The organism is Halomonas sp. LC1 (assembly GCF_030247125.1).
GTDB lineage: Bacteria > Pseudomonadota > Gammaproteobacteria > Pseudomonadales > Halomonadaceae > Vreelandella.
In genome coordinates, this window is the sequence record NZ_JASSPG010000005.1 from 271032 (window position 1) to 285917 (window position 14886).

The 14886-nt window shown below is 56.1% G+C and carries 12 protein-coding genes; 2 read left to right on the forward strand and 10 right to left on the reverse strand.

Annotated elements, in window-relative coordinates; translation table 11 throughout:
• Nucleotides 1–14 precede the first annotated feature (14 nt).
• The 6 genes from QIT27_RS10220 to QIT27_RS10245 form a co-directional block, all read right to left on the reverse strand.
• On the reverse strand, nucleotides 15–560 hold the full coding sequence (locus QIT27_RS10220; RefSeq protein ID WP_285263730.1) for a copper chaperone PCu(A)C: 546 nt from the start codon (nucleotides 558–560) through the stop codon (nucleotides 15–17).
• 48 nt (nucleotides 561–608) lie between these two features.
• Entirely contained in the window at nucleotides 609–1982 is a 1374-nt protein-coding gene (locus QIT27_RS10225) for a diguanylate cyclase (RefSeq protein ID WP_285263731.1), read from the reverse strand.
• 264 nt (nucleotides 1983–2246) lie between these two features.
• Nucleotides 2247–5468, reverse strand: a complete 3222-nt coding sequence (locus tag QIT27_RS10230; RefSeq protein WP_285263732.1) for a type I restriction endonuclease subunit R — start codon at nucleotides 5466–5468, stop codon at nucleotides 2247–2249.
• A gap of 89 nt (nucleotides 5469–5557) precedes the next feature.
• Nucleotides 5558–6496 (reverse strand): COG2958 family protein, encoded by a 939-nt coding sequence (locus QIT27_RS10235; protein ID WP_285263733.1) that lies wholly within the window; start codon nucleotides 6494–6496, stop codon nucleotides 5558–5560.
• Nucleotides 6493–7839 (reverse strand): restriction endonuclease subunit S, encoded by a 1347-nt coding sequence (locus tag QIT27_RS10240; protein ID WP_285263734.1) that lies wholly within the window; start codon nucleotides 7837–7839, stop codon nucleotides 6493–6495. The genes QIT27_RS10235 and QIT27_RS10240 overlap by 4 nt, the downstream gene beginning before the upstream one ends.
• Complete coding sequence (locus tag QIT27_RS10245; RefSeq protein WP_285263735.1) at nucleotides 7829–9400, reverse strand: class I SAM-dependent DNA methyltransferase; 1572 nt, start codon at nucleotides 9398–9400, stop codon at nucleotides 7829–7831. The genes QIT27_RS10240 and QIT27_RS10245 overlap by 11 nt, the downstream gene beginning before the upstream one ends.
• A 193-nt stretch (nucleotides 9401–9593) precedes the next feature.
• On the opposite strand from QIT27_RS10245, the gene QIT27_RS10250 reads away from it, so the two are divergent.
• Entirely contained in the window at nucleotides 9594–10043 is a 450-nt protein-coding gene (locus QIT27_RS10250) for an Xre family toxin-antitoxin system antitoxin (RefSeq protein ID WP_285263736.1), read from the forward strand.
• Entirely contained in the window at nucleotides 10040–10504 is a 465-nt protein-coding gene (locus QIT27_RS10255) for an RES family NAD+ phosphorylase (protein ID WP_285263737.1), read from the forward strand. Before QIT27_RS10250 ends, QIT27_RS10255 begins: the two co-directional genes overlap by 4 nt.
• Nucleotides 10505–10520: 16 nt before the next feature.
• Here QIT27_RS10255 and urtE read toward each other — a convergent pair whose 3' ends face one another.
• From urtE to urtB, 4 genes are read right to left on the reverse strand one after another with little or no spacing between them, the layout of a single operon-like run.
• The gene (urtE, locus tag QIT27_RS10260; RefSeq protein ID WP_188639728.1) at nucleotides 10521–11228 is read right to left on the reverse strand and encodes an urea ABC transporter ATP-binding subunit UrtE; all 708 of its coding nucleotides are present in this window, start codon (nucleotides 11226–11228) and stop codon (nucleotides 10521–10523) included.
• On the reverse strand, nucleotides 11228–12064 hold the full coding sequence (urtD, locus tag QIT27_RS10265) for an urea ABC transporter ATP-binding protein UrtD (protein ID WP_159343467.1): 837 nt from the start codon (nucleotides 12062–12064) through the stop codon (nucleotides 11228–11230). Before urtD ends, urtE begins: the two co-directional genes overlap by 1 nt.
• Complete coding sequence (urtC, locus tag QIT27_RS10270) at nucleotides 12061–13206, reverse strand: urea ABC transporter permease subunit UrtC (RefSeq protein WP_062359185.1); 1146 nt, start codon at nucleotides 13204–13206, stop codon at nucleotides 12061–12063. The genes urtD and urtC overlap by 4 nt, the downstream gene beginning before the upstream one ends.
• A 3-nt stretch (nucleotides 13207–13209) precedes the next feature.
• Nucleotides 13210–14820 (reverse strand): urea ABC transporter permease subunit UrtB, encoded by a 1611-nt coding sequence (gene urtB, locus QIT27_RS10275; protein ID WP_285263738.1) that lies wholly within the window; start codon nucleotides 14818–14820, stop codon nucleotides 13210–13212.
• Nucleotides 14821–14886: the final 66 nt, after the last annotated feature.

Below are 14886 nucleotides of genomic sequence, written 5' to 3' on the forward strand. Positions count from 1 at the left end.
GGCGGTGGGCCGACTTAGTGCGCCGCGTGCCCATGATCATGGGCACCTTCATGGTGACTCCCTTCATGGTGGCTCCCTTCTGGAGAGGCACCTACTGGCAGCACCTGAAGCTCGATCTCCATCGGCTCGGCGTGCTGGAATTCCAGCGTCACAGGGACGGGCTCACCCTCCACGATGGGTGAGCCCAGTTCCATCAACATCAAGTGTAAACCGCCCGGCGCTAGCGTCACGCTCTCGCCCGCCGGTAGCTCGATGCCACCGGGCAGGGGGGCCATGCGCATCACATCGCCGTCCATCTCCATAATATGAATCTCGACACGCTCGGTGATCGGGCTGGTCGCCCCCAGCAGCATGTCATCGCCATCGCCGTGATTGGTGAGAGTGACAAAGCCTCCGCCCGCTCCGGCTCCCGGCGGCGTTGCACGGGTCCAGGGTTGCGTCACTTCAATAGAGGAGTGGCCTTCCATGGCATCCGAGTGGTCGCTGCCATGATGAGCCGCCATCAGCGGAGTGCTCATGAACAGCATTGCGGTTAACAGCGTAAAACGGCGCATCAACATAGTGTTCTCCGTGGGTCACATCGCCAAAACCGAGCGCTTAACGCGATATTACTCAGTGACAGCGGCAACCACCACCCGATCACGCCCGCTGCGCTTCGCTTGGTACAGCGCTTGGTCGGCGCGCTGCATCGAGCGTTGGTAGTCTGGGTGGCCATCATGAAGCGTAACCCCGACGCTTACAGTGACGTTCAGTAGCGTATCGGCAGCGGCTAACATCGGCTCTTTGGCCACCGCGTGGCGCAGCCGTTCGGCAAACAGTCGGCTGCCGTCTTGATCCGTATCCACCAGTACAATCAGAAACTCTTCACCGCCCATGCGAAACACGTAATCGCCGCCTCGGGTCGAGCGGTCAAGGATACTGGCCACCTGCTGCAGTACGTTATCGCCAGCATCATGACCATGGGTATCATTAATTGATTTGAAGTGATCAATATCCACCATGAGCAGCGCAAAACACTTCTCCGAGCGCCGGGCGAGCTCAATTTCACGGTTCAGCACCACCGAGAGAAACTTACGATTGAGCAGGCGCGTTAGGCTATCGCGGCCTGCCTCAAGCCCCGAGGCGCGATCCAGAATATCGTCTAGCAGCATCAAAATTGTGCGCGCCGCATCACGAATGTTACTCAACGCGGCCAAACGAAGCTGGCTGTCTGGGTCGCCTAGCTGAGCGAGCCACTGCTCATCCACAAGGCGAATATGCCGGGAAATGGTGGTGATTTCCGGCGCGCCCTCAAAGGCGTGGCACGCTTTATGGTGATACCAAAGCCCAAACTCAGAGCTGGCTAATCGGGGCAAGGCGCTGGTCGCCTGCTGCGCGGCCACAGCAAACATAAGCGCGTTCTCCCAATTAAGCAGTGCGGAGCGCTGGCGCTCGCGCTCATCACCAATACTCTGGGTTAAAGAGAAAAGCTTATAGGCTTCTTCCATACGGGTATTACGATTATTCGCCACTGAATAGGCATGGCTCATTATTTCCATGGCCATATCAATATGATCAGACACGTAAACCGCTGCATCGCCGGAAGAGAGTTCAGCGCTAAAGGTGCTGTTAATGTGCTCATAAAGCGCCTGCTTTAACTGCCGTGCGCCATTAAGTACCAAGTTCACCGGGATATCGATACGCGCATGCACCTGTCCGACTTTTTCCTGCTGCTCGACCAGGGATTCAAAATCGGCGTGCTCGACGGCAAACATAGCGCTCAACCAGCGCTGCATAGAGGGATGCAGGCGATTTTTCACTTGGTCATGGGAGAGAAACAGCGAGGCGTGGGGATCCTCCATCATCACCTGATAGAAGTGATCAGCAAAATAGTCGCGGCGGGACTCCACCAGCGTCTCCACTGCTTGGCGAAGCGTCACCGGCGTACGCTCAAGGAGTGCTTGCCACTCAGCAGCGAGCTGATGTTTATCTTTATAACGCATACCCCACCCGATGGTTATTGTTGACACCCACCATGTTACACATAAAACCAAAGGGCCAATACAAACCTAGCGCAGGGTATTAAGCAATAAGCCCACCCTTTTGATGCTTTAAAAAGGGCGGGCATAGCGTGGATAACTCAGGCTACCTAAAACAGAAAGGAGAGCTTTAGCTAGGAACTTCCACCCCAGCAAGAAGCTAAGAGCACTATTTACACTGTATGAAAAAGCCGCGCCTCAAGGGGCATCCTCTGCCATGTTCCATTATTAAACACGATGCTGTTTGAAATTTTCCGCCTGCTCAAACACATCTCGATAGACCTCGGCATGAGTCACCGGCGGGTAGCCGTTTTTCGATAACAGCATGATCAACTCAACGCGAAGCGCTGCTTTAATATCCTGGCGATTATTCCAATCGGGGTATTTGGTCTTATCATCGACAACGGCCTTCACGTCTGCTGCCAGCGCCAACAGCCGCTCTTCTTCATAAGAAAACTGATACCTTAACGCCACCGCCTTCAGGATGTCGTAAAACGCCTTCTCCTCAACGGTGATACCCAGCTCTTCAAAGGAGCCCATTTCCTCTTTGAGCTGTGTCATCAAGTTCAGAAAGCTATCAACCGCTTCCTGGTGAACCTCGCTGGTGAAGGCGTCCTCCTCCTTGCGCTCGTTATAGAGCTCAACTAAAGAACGAAACTTTTTCGAGAACTCAATCGCCTTGTGCTGGTTCGTTTTTTTCAGTTCATTCAGCGCTTTCGCTAGCAGCTGCTTCAATAACTCAATCTTGGTGTTGGGTAGTTTGATTTTGTCCAGGCGAGCTAAGTAGTCCTCATCAAAAATATCGATGGTATCGGCACTTTCTTCACCCAACGCAAACACCGCCTCGACACCATCGGCGCGTAGCGCCTCACTGATCATTTCCCGCACTTTGGCATTCATCTGTGCGGTATCCGGCGCATCGCCCTTGGTCAACTTAAAAATAATCGAGCGCACAGCGAGATAGAAATGCACACGATCACGCTCAGCTTGACTCAACTTTTCGCTGCCACAGCAAACGTCATACGCTGCCTTGAGCCGTTTGACCAATGCCATGAAGCGCTTCTCACGCTTGCCCACGCTCAGCACAAATTCGGCCGCGCAGTTGAGACAATCAAGCTGCGCCAGCGGCTCGCCTTTGAAGTAGGCACTATCATCAAAGCCATGCATCAGCTTGGCCAGTAGATCCAGATCGTTTTTCACCGCAATCAGTGACGTCTGGATATCCTCGAAGCTGGTTTCATCGGCTTTCGAAAACTGAGCGAGCGCCTGGTTCATTTGGCGCTTGATGCCGATGTAATCAACGACCAACCCTTTATCCTTGCCCGCATAGTTGCGATTGACTCGGGAAATCGTCTGAATCAGGTTATGGCGCTGTACCGGCTTATCGATATAGAGCGTATCCAGGCTTGGGACATCAAAGCCGGTTAGCCACATATCCACCACAATAGCGATCTTGAAGTTGGATTTTTCCCGTTTGAACTGCTGGTCTAGCGTTTTACGGTACTCCTTGCTACCCAGCAGCTCGTAAAGCGCTTTTTCGTCATTCTTACCACGGGTCATCACCAAATTAACCCGCGCCATCGGCTTAAGCTTCTCGCGCTCTACCGTCGTTGGCTCGCTGCCTTCCTCAAAGGCGTTAATCTCTAACCAGTCAGGCCGGATAGCACCCACTTCTTGATAAAGCTGCCACGCAATCTCCCGGCTGCTAGAGACGAACATCGCCTTGCCACACACCGTCGAGCCCTCTTCCAAACGGCGCTCGTAGTGGGCGACGAAGTCTTCGGCCAGCACTCGAATTCTACCCGGATCGCCTAGAATCGAGTTCATCGAGGCCATCGCCTTCTTACTTTCTTCGATTTGATGCTCGTTGCTTCCCGCCTTGGCGCACTCTTCGTAGTAGTTTTCGATCTCGCGGAGCCGGGCATCGTCCAGCGTCACTTTGGCGGCACGACCTTCATAAACGATACGCACGGTGATTTCATCGTTGACCGACTCGCTCATGGTGTAGCTGTCGACCACCTCACCAAACACATCGAGCGTGGCGTCGATTGGCGTGCCGGTAAAGCCCACGTAAGTGGCGTTGGGCAGCGAACGGTGCAGGTAAAAGGCAAATCCGTAGGCCTTGCGCACACCCTTGTCAGTGATCTGTACCTTCTGATCCAAATTGATCTGGCTGCGATGTGCCTCATCCGAAATACAGATCACGTTACTGCGTTCGGTGAGCAGTTTCGTATCTTCGGTGAACTTATGAATAGTCGTTAGGAACACCCCACCGCTGCGCCGCCCGGCAAGCTGCTCGCGCAGGTGCTCACGGCTTTGAACCTCGACAATAGTGTTATCGCCGATATAGCCCCGCGCATTGGTGAACTGCCGCGAGAGCTGATCATCAAGATCAGTGCGGTCAGTGATGAGCACGATGGTGGGGCTTTCAAAGGCCAAGCTTTTCATCAAGCGCCGGGCGAGAAACTGCATGGTGAAGCTTTTACCACAGCCAGTCGCACCAAAATAAGTGCCGCCTTTTCCGTTACCTTCGGGCCGCTGCGCCGCCATAATGCTGTGATACAACTTGTTGACCGCGTAGAACTGCGGATAGCGGCAAACGATTTTCTCTTCCTGGTGAGACTTATCGGGAAAGAAAATGAAATCGCGCAGCACCAGCCGCAATCGCCGCTGATCGAAAAGCCCCTGCACCATGGTATGCAGTGAATCGATACCGTCTTTTTCAACAGACTCGTCACCGCTCACCTTGCGCCAGCTATAGAAAAACTCGTAAGGCGCAAAAAAGCTCCCCATGCGCGAATTGACGCCATCGCTGATCACGCACAGCGCATTGAACACAAACAGCTGCGGGATATCGCGCCGGTAACGGACGGTAAGCTGCTTCCAGGCTTCATGAATAGAGGTCTGGTGTTCCCCAATGGCGCTTTTAAATTCGAACACCACCAGCGGCAGGCCATTGATATAGAGAATTGCATCGGGAATGCGGTTATTCTCCTTGCCCTCGATCTTCATTTGGCTGACCAAGGCATAGCGGTTGGCATCCGCTGTGTAAGACCCTAACGGCTCGGCCACCTGAGCCAGGGGCTCGGCCGCAGGCTGAGCACCGAGCTGTTCCAACCCAGTGTCATCGAAAAGCTGAATGTGCAGGTCTTTTTCGGCAGGGTCTTCACGCTTGAGCAGAAAGCCATCCGCCAGCCAGCCACAGAAGGTTTTATTGCTCTCGTAAAGGTCACCGGGCGAGAGCCCTCGAAGGCGTACGATGATCGAATCGATCTCGCTATTGGTAATGCCGACATCGCCGTAGCGAAGCTGTAGAAAAGCACGCAGATCAGCTTCGATCAGCACGTCATGCGGTGCACAATCAATGCTTGCGCCTAACCGATGGGGATACCCCTGCTCGCCGAGCAGGGCAATAATGGCAGCTTCCAGCTTCGCTTCGGTAAACTTCATGCAGTCACGCCGTCGTTTTTTCACTCAACATATCATGATCGGCTGATAGACGCCTGCCTTGAAGGCTGCCCTTAAACGGGAGCACGGGCCTATTTATTCCACACGCTCTTAGTTAGCTTACCGGTCTGCTGGTAAATCCCCACCTGCTCGATAAAGTGATGAAAATCACGGTTTTCTTCAACGATACGATTGACCGACTGCCAATCAACGGCGAGCTTTTCCCGCGCAGGAATGAGAATTTGGCTATCGAACAACGAATCCGTATTGAGCAACAGCACTCCGATACCGTGCAGCGCGCAGAGCATTTGTAGCTCTTCTTCAACATTACCCAGCTCAGTGGCGACTAAATAGCCAAAGTGCGCCCAACTAGAATTGGAGACCGCCTGAAAAAAACATTGGCGCACATTGCCGGGCTGGAGCGTTTTCTTAACTTCGAACGACCATAGCCGCACCGTGCTGTCATTGCCGTGGCGCACGCAATCGCGCACCGCCTCATTCCACCCCTTATCAAGCGGTTGCAGCGCCACGATATCTGGATGCAGCCACTGGTTACCGCCTTTGCCCTTGCTGTTTTTTGAGGTTTTCTCGTTAATACGCTGGCACTGTAGCCCCAGCTCTTCATTTAAAAACTCAATCAACAGCGGATAGAGCGCCTGTTCGCTCAGCGTTTCTTCCTGGCTTGGCGCAAGCTCCGCCACCGGCGGGGCCTCGGGAACAGGTGCTTGGGCAAGCGCGTCTGCCTTAGCCGGGTTAGGCTCCCAGTAGTAGAGGCGCGGGCGCGGTTTATCGCGGGTCGCGACATTGGCGCAAAGTTGCTTGGCTTTTACCGTGCGGTCACCGCCAATTTCTGCCGCCACCTGGGCAATCAGCTTTTCTTCGGTGGCGTAATTGGGGTTCTGCTGCTTTTCCGCCATCGCTTCTGGATAGCGCTCCAAAAACTGCTTTGCCAGCTCCCGCGCCGTAAATTTCTGATCCGGGCAGGCTTTAAGTGTCTCGATAATCATTTGAACGCGGGTGGGCTGGCTCATGCAGGCTCGACCTCCAGGGCGGTTTCGACGGCGGCTTCGGCCTCTGGCAATTTGAGTTCGCCAGAGAGGAGTTTGGGGAGGAGGGTGTCGCGGAGTGCAGATAGACTTTCTGACTGCTTATTATTCAACGCGATTTTTTCAAAAAAACACGATACAGCCTTTTCAAAACAAACAACTAATCCAACCGGGGGGCATAACGCTGGAGAAGAATGAACATAATTCCTATTTAAACTTGGAACTGCCGAACCCGAGTTTAGCGCACCAAGATCCATTCTTCTCAGAAAATGATATGCATAATACGGCCCGGCAACTTTATAGTTACGCACATATAACGAGGTATTCAGTGGCCAATATTTTTCTAAAGACAAATAAACACTCCCAATCACACCGCTGCGACCAGTAATGACCCCTGGTGGTTCCATCTTGAACTCGCTATGTGTGCCATGGTGACCTCCAGCAGCAAAAACTGGATATGAGCCGTGTTCTCTTTTTGAGGTAGGTAAGTCAAAGCCCCGGTGGAGTTCAAATAAGTCTAATACCTTTCTACTCTCCCAACCCGCTGGCCCCCACCCCAGAGTTTCATCCTTCTCAAACCTATTTGGAAAAAGCCGCCGTGTCTCGGCTGAAAGGCGTGCGGGTGCTGGCTCATTGCCCGCTGCCCACATCGCCTGACGACGTGCGGCGCGCTCGGCCAGCGGTTTGGGGATGGGGTTGCAAGCTTCTAGTGCGTTGTCGATCACCGGATCGAAATCGACAAACCAGCTTTTAAACAGGGCCTGGGCCATCTGTTCGAGGGTTTGGTTGATTTGGGTGTTGAGAGTTATTTTCTCATCCAAGCGACATAAGATACTAGCAATTCTACGTTGCTCAGATAAAGCTGGAATAGGGAATCTTAATCGCTCAAGAGTCTGAAGATTAATATTATCTTGAACACTACCTGTCGCTTGCCGCTGAATATCTTTTCTTAACACCCGAAAGCAATACTCGATAAAATACACATTGCATTTTTCAGAATCAGCAATAAATCCAATAACGCTATCAGGAAAGCAAGCTGGAAAATTCAAAACACCAGTTTCAGCAATATTGGCAGCTATTGTGATGCATAATGTTCCTTCCGGCCAAAGCCTGCTCTGCTTTAAACCATCTTCGCTATACGTTTGCGAGTAGCAAGTAATTCTTCCACCAGATGCTTTTATGTCACCCGTTTGTACGAATGGATAAGGTCCACCGTAAAGGTGCTCCGCATACCTGGGACGGTATCTCGACCGGCCTCTATTGACCTCGCCAAGATCACTCAGCTTTACTGATGACCAACCGTTAGGAATGGAAAAATCAGAGCTCATAACCCAACCCCGCCAAATTCTTTCTAATCTGCCTCTCCAGCACTGCTGACTCGTCGAACTGTTTACTCAGTTGAGTGGTTAATTCAGCCATCTTTGTTTCAAACGGAATGCCATCGTCTTCGATCTCGGCAGCGCCCACGTAGCGCCCAGGCGTGAGCACGAAGTCGTGACCTTTGATCTCGTCAAAACTCGCGCTTTTGCAGAACCCGGCGATATCTTCATAAGTCCCGGCTTCCGGCTGGCCGCGCCAGGCGTGGAAGGTGCGGGCGATGGTGGCGATATCGTCGTCGGTGAGGTCTTTCTGCTTGCGACTGATCATGCTGCCCATCTGGCGGGCATCGATGAACAACGTTTCATCTTCGCGGTCGCGGTAGCCTTTCGCGGCGTTGGCTTTCTTGCTGTTGGTCAGGAACCACAGGCAGACCGGAATCTGGGTGGTAAAGAAGAGCTGGCCCGGCAGTGCAATCAAGCACTCGACTAGGTCGTCCTCGATCAACTGCTGGCGAATCTTGCCCTCGCCGCTGGTGTTGGAACTCATCGAGCCGTTGGCCATCACGAAGCCCGCTGCGCCCTGGTGGCTCAGCTTCGAGAGCATGTGCAGAATCCAGGCGTAGTTGGCGTTGCCGGTGGGCGGCACATCAAAATCGGCCCAACGCGGGTCGTCGGTCAGCTCGGCCGCCGCCCGCCACTGGCTCTGGTTGAAGGGCGGATTGGCCATGATGAAATCGGCCTTTAAATCCGGGTGCTGGTCGCGAAAGAAGGTATCTGCCGCTGCCTCACCCAGGTTGCCCGCAATACCGCGAATCGCCAGGTTCATCTTGGCAAGCTTGCGGGTGGTGTTAGCGTACTCCTGCCCGTAAATCGAGACTTCACGGCGGCTACCTTCGTGTGCCTCGATAAACTTGAGCGACTGCACAAACATCCCGCCCGAGCCACAGCAGGGGTCATAAATCTTGCCCTGATAGGGTTCGAGCATTTCAACAAGCAGCGTCACCACGCTTTTGGGCGTATAAAACTCACCGCCCCGCTGGCCCTCATTGGCCGCAAACTTGCCTAGGAAGTACTCATAGACCCGCCCGACGATATCCTCTTCGCTCTGGCCTTGCTCCTCTGTCACCGTGTCGATGTTGTCGATGGTATCAATCAACGAGCCGAGTTTGCTGGCAGGCAGATCAAGCCGTGAGAAGTAGTTATCCGGCAAGGCGCCAGCCAGCGAGGCGTTGTTCTTCTCCACCGTGCTCATGGCGGTGTCGATCACCAGCGCTAGGTTATCCTGCTTGGCGTTTTTCTGGATGTGGCTCCAGCGCGCCTCTTCCGGCAGGTAGAAGACGTTATCCTTGGCGTAGAAATCCACCATGTCGACGTATTCCGCGCCAAACTCCTGCTCGACTTTCTTCTGCTGCTGCTCAAATTTGTCGCTGATGAACTTCAAAAAGATCAGGCTCAGTACCACGTGCTTATACTCGGCCGATTCCACGCTGCCGCGTAACTTGTTGGCACTGTCCCACAGGGACTCTTCGAAGCCTTTGACGGCCCCTTTTTTTGCCTGCGCTTTTGCCATTTTGATCTCTGCCTTACTCAACATGAACCCGGCGTAAATGCCGAAAAAAATGTGGAGGAGTATAGCGAATACCCGCCTACCCTCGGTAGGGCTATTCCTAAAACGCTTTCTTTACCGCTCATCGCTTGACGCTTGCCCGCATACTCGCTATATCAATTGATACACCCTTGAATTATCAAACGAGCATGACGCCATGGATATTCACTTTTCTCAATATCAGCCCCCTAAAGCCGTGGCCTCTGGCTACTGGCAGCAGGTTGGTCTTCCTGCTCGCGGCCGTAAGCTGCATGAACTGCTACATGCAGGCGTCGAATATCGTGTTTACCCCCAGCTTGCCAAGGTGTCAGGTATTGAGCAGAAAGCGCTGGCACGCTATGTGGATATCCCTTCTGCCACGCTGAGCCGCCGCGCCAAGTCAGGCCGCTTCAAGATGGCGGAAAGCGACCGGTTATATCGCTTTGCCGAGCTTTTCAAGGCGGCGCTGGATCTGTTCGAGGGTGACGCGGAGGGTGCCCGTGCCTGGCTGCTCAAACCCAATGCTGGGCTAGGCGGACGTCGCCCTGTCGAAATGAGCGCTACCTCAGCAGAGTACCAAACGGTACTAAACCTGATTGGACGGTTGGAGCACGGGGTCTCGGTATGAGCGAGGTCACCGCTTACCGGCTGGTGAAGCGCAAGTTTCAGGAGACAGCGTTTGATGGCGAGGGCGCACGGCTTTACGGCGGGCGTTGGAACAGCCCAGGCAATGCCTGTGTGTATGTGGCGAGCTCAGAGTCGTTGGCGCTGCTGGAAATCATGGTGCATCTGGAAAGCTATCGGCTGCTCAACGCCTATGCACTGCTGCGCCTGACGCTGCCCGCAGAGAGTATTTTAAGCGTTGGCGTAGACGACCTACCGGACCACTGGCAGGAAGCGCCAGCACCTGCGGAAACCGCCGACCTGGGCGATGGCTGGCTAGCCTCCGGTCAGAGCTTGGCGCTGGCCCTGCCCAGCGTGGTGGTGCCGAGAGAGCTTAATTACATGCTCAACCCGGCCCACCCCTTGTTCGAGCAAGCCGTTGCCAGCGCCGAGGAACTGCCGTTCCAACCCGATCCACGGCTATAAACCGGGTGTGGATAACTTAAACCGTCAAATGCTGCTTAATCAGCTCGTTAGAGAGTTCGCTGATCTCGCCTTTGGCCACCGGGCGGCCGCGATCCATAATCACGAAGCGGTCGGCGTATTTACGGGCGAAGGGCAGCTTTTGCTCGACCAGCAGCACCGTCAGGCCGTCCTCTTTGATTAGTTGGCGAATCACCTGGCCGATTTGGGCGACGATATTAGGCTGAATGCCCTCCCCTGGCTCATCAAGAATCAGCAGCTTTGGTTCGATCACCAGTGCGCGTCCGATGGCGAGCTGCTGCTGTTGGCCGCCGGATAGGTCACCGCCACGGCGGTGCTTCATCTCTTTTAGTACCGGAAACAGCTCGTAGATACGCTCGGGGATTTTTTTCAGCCCATCGCCCCGGGCGGCCAGGCCGGTGCGCAGGTTCTCCTCCACCGTGAGCAGCGGGAAGATTTGCCGCCCTTGGGGTACAAAACCGATGCCCATGCGCGAGCGCGCTTCCACGGCTTTTTTGGTGAGTTCGATCTCGCTACCATCGCCCTGGTAGCGCAGCTGGCCGCTTTTCACCGCGACTTCGCCCATGATGGCTTTCATCAGGGTGGTTTTACCCACCCCGTTGCGGCCCATCACGCAGGTGCACTGCCCGGCGGGCACGTCTAGGTCTAAGTCCCACAGCGTATGGCTCTCGCCGTAGAACTGGTTGAGCTTTTCAATCGCCAGCATCAGGCGCTCTCCTCTTCATCCGACCCTAGATACACCTCGACCACTTTGGGGTCGTTGGAGACCTGATCCATGCTGCCTTCGGCCAGCACGCTGCCCTGGTGCAGCACGGTCACCTTGCGCGCTATCGAGCGCACAAAGCCCATGTCGTGCTCTACCACCACCACCGACTGCTTGCCCGCTAGGCCGGTGAGCAGCTCGGCGGTGCGCTCCATCTCCTGCTCGGTCATCCCTGCCACCGGCTCATCCACCAGCAGCAGGCGCGGGCGCTGCATCAGCAGCATGCCAATCTCCAGCCACTGTTTTTGGCCGTGGGAGAGAATACCGGCGGGCTGGAAGCGCAGCGCGGTGAGGCCGATGGTTTCCAGCACGTCATCAATGCGGTCTTTAATCTCCCCGGTCATGCGGGCGGTCAGCGTGGGGAAGATGCGCTTGTCGGCGGCCATGGCGAGCTCCAGGTTCTCGAATACGCTGAGCGCTTCGAACACCGTGGGCTTCTGGAACTTGCGGCCAATGCCGAGGCTAGCGATTTCCGGCTCGTTCATCTGCAGCAGGTTATGGCGGCTACCGAACCACACGCTGCCCTCGGTGGGGCGGGTTTTGCCAGTAATGATATCCATCATGGTGGTTTTACCGGCCCCGTTGGGGCCGATAATGCAGCGCAGCTCGCCGTCGTCGATGGTCAGGTTCAAATTATTGATCGCCTTGAAGCCATCAAAGCTGACGGTGACATCTTCCATATACAGAATCGGGCCGTGGCGCACGTCGACCGGCGAGGCCTCGGTGGCCATAAAATCAAACACCCGATCCCGCGCTTTTAGCGATTGTAATAGGCTCATGCGGCGGCCTCCTTGGGTGGATGATCATCCTCTTTGCGGCGCTTTAGGTGGCCTAACAGCCCCGCTACACCTTTGGGCAGCAGCACCGTGACCAGCACGAATAGCGCGCCCAGGGCGAATAGCCAGGCGTCGGGCATAATGCCGGTGAAAATGGTTTTGGCGTAGTTGACCAAAATCGCGCCGATCACCGCGCCGTACAGCGTGGCCCGGCCACCCAGCGCCACCCACAGCACGATTTCGATCGAGAACAGCGGTGAGAATTCGCTGGGGTTAATAATGCCCACCTGCGGCACATAGAGCGCCCCGGCAAGGCCCGCCAGCATGGCCGAGACCACAAACACAAACAGCTGGAAGCGCTCGACGCGGTAGCCAATAAAGCGCGTACGCGCTTCAGCATCGCGAGTGGCCACACATACCCGGCCCAGTTTGCTGGTGACGATTGCCCGGCAGAGGATATAACCCAGCGCCAGCGCCACGCCGGTGGCGATAAACAGCCCCAAGCGCGTGGCATCGCTACGCAGGTTAAAGCCCAGCAGCTCGCGGAAGTCGGTCAGGCCGTTATTGCCGCCAAAGCCCATCTCGTTACGGAAGAAGGCCAGCATCAAGGCAAACGTGAGCGCCTGGGTGATGATCGAGAGATACACCCCCGTTACCCGTGAGCGGAAGGCCAAAAAGCCGAACACCAGCGCCAGCAGCCCCGGTGCCAGTAGCACCATGGCAAAGGCAAACCAGGCCATATCGAAACCGTGCCAGTACCAGGGCAGGCTGTCCCAGTTCAGGAACACCATAAAGTCCGGCAGTACCGGGTGGCCGTAGGTGCCACGGTCACCGATTTGGCGCATCAGGTACATGCCCATGGCGTAGCCGCCAATGGCGAAAAACGCCCCGTGGCCCAGACTTAAAATCCCCAGGTAACCCCATACTAAATCCACCGCCACGGCGAGCAGTGCGTAGCTCAGGTACTTACCGAACAGGTTGACGGTGTAAGCGTTCACATGCAGCGGATGCCCCTGGGGCACCGCCAGATGCAGCACGGTGACCAGCAGCAGCGCGGCAAACAGCACGCCGAGGAAGGTCTGCGTGGCCCGCTCACCGAATGGGCGGGTCAGCCAAAACTGGCTGGAAGTTGCTTGCGTCATCATGGGTTAGCCCTCCGCAGCCCGGCCCTTCTGCGGGAAGAGTCCACGCGGGCGTTTTTGAATAAACAGAATGATGAAGACCAGCACGATAATCTTGGCCAGCACCGCGCCCGCCCAGGGTTCCAACACCTGGTTGATCACCCCCAGCGATAGCCCTGCCACCAGCGTGCCCCACAGGTTACCCACGCCGCCGAACACCACCACCATGAACGAGTCGATGATGTAGTTTTGTCCGAGGTTGGGGCCTACGTTGGTGAGCTGGGAGAGCGCCACGCCCGCCAAGCCCGCCACGCCGGAGCCCAGCGCAAAGGTCATGATATCAACGCGGGTGGCGCGAATACCCATAGAGCGCGCCATGGCGCGGTTTTGGGTCACGGCACGCACTTCAAGCCCTAAGCGGGTGCGACGCATAATCAGCATCAGCGCAGCGAACACTACCAGCGCAAAGCCCAGCACGAACATCCGGTTGAGCGTGAGCGAAAGCGCGTCGTTGATGACCAGCGAGCCGCTCATCCACTCCGGCGTCACCACGGTGCGGTTGAGCGGCGAAATCACCGTACGCACCAGCTGCTGCAGAATCAGGCTGATACCGAAGGTCGCCAGCAGGGTTTCCAGCGGGCGGCCTTTGAGGAACTGGATCACGCCCCGCTCAATGGCAATGCCCACCAGCGCGGCCACCATAAAGCCCGCCGGAATCGATAGAATCAGCGCTAGCCCCGGCTGGCCCGGCAGCAGTTGCTGCATCATCCAGGTGGTGTAAGCGCCCAGCATCATCAGCTCGCCATGGGCCATGTTGATCACGCCCATTACGCCAAAGGTAATCGCCAAGCCAATCGCCGCCAGTACTAACACCGAGCCCAAGCTCAAGCCGAAATAGAGCGTTTCCAAGCCGCGGTTAATCTTGAGCTGCTGCTCGATGCCGGTCAGCGCGGTTGCTGCTGCATCGGCAACAATCGGGTCGTCGCTATTCGCGGCACGGCCTAACGCCACGCGAGCACGCGGGTGAAGGCTGCCGGTGAGCGCCTCGACGCCCGCCATCTCGCCCTGCTCGGCGCGATAAATCGCCACCGCCTGGGCCAAGCGCGTGCGAACATACTCATCTTCCGCGTCGGCAATCACTGGCGCCAGCGTTTCGGCCAGCTCGCCGTCCACTTCGCCCAGCAAGCGGTCGGCGGAAGTGCGGCGGCGCTCGACGTTAGGCGAGTAGAGGTCCACCACGGCAATGGCGCTGCGCAGCTGGTTACGCAGCGCGTTGTTGATGCCGATACGGTCAAGGTCGCGGCGGGACATTTCGCCCAGCGGCTCGTTGGTCAGCGCATCCGCCACCGGCCAGTCGCGGCCACGGTTCTCGAGCACCAGCACAAAGCGGCCATCGTCGGTGCGTTGTAGGCGGCCATCCAGCAGTGCCTGCAGCCAGTCGCGGGCGCGCTCGTCATCGCTTTGTAGAATAGCGGCAATGGCTTCGCCTTTATCGCGGTAGGAGTCCACATCCAGCGCGGTCAACAGCGCGAGTGCTGCTTGGTCATCGGGAGTCGAGGAGCTGCTTTGTGCCTGCGCCGACACGGCGGTGCCGAGTAGCATCAGGCACAGCAGCCCCAAGGAAAGGAAACGCCTCATGGGGTTCTTCCTTTGGTGATCAAATGGGAGAGGTAGCGTGCTCCCCTACTGCGCCATTGCGCTGGC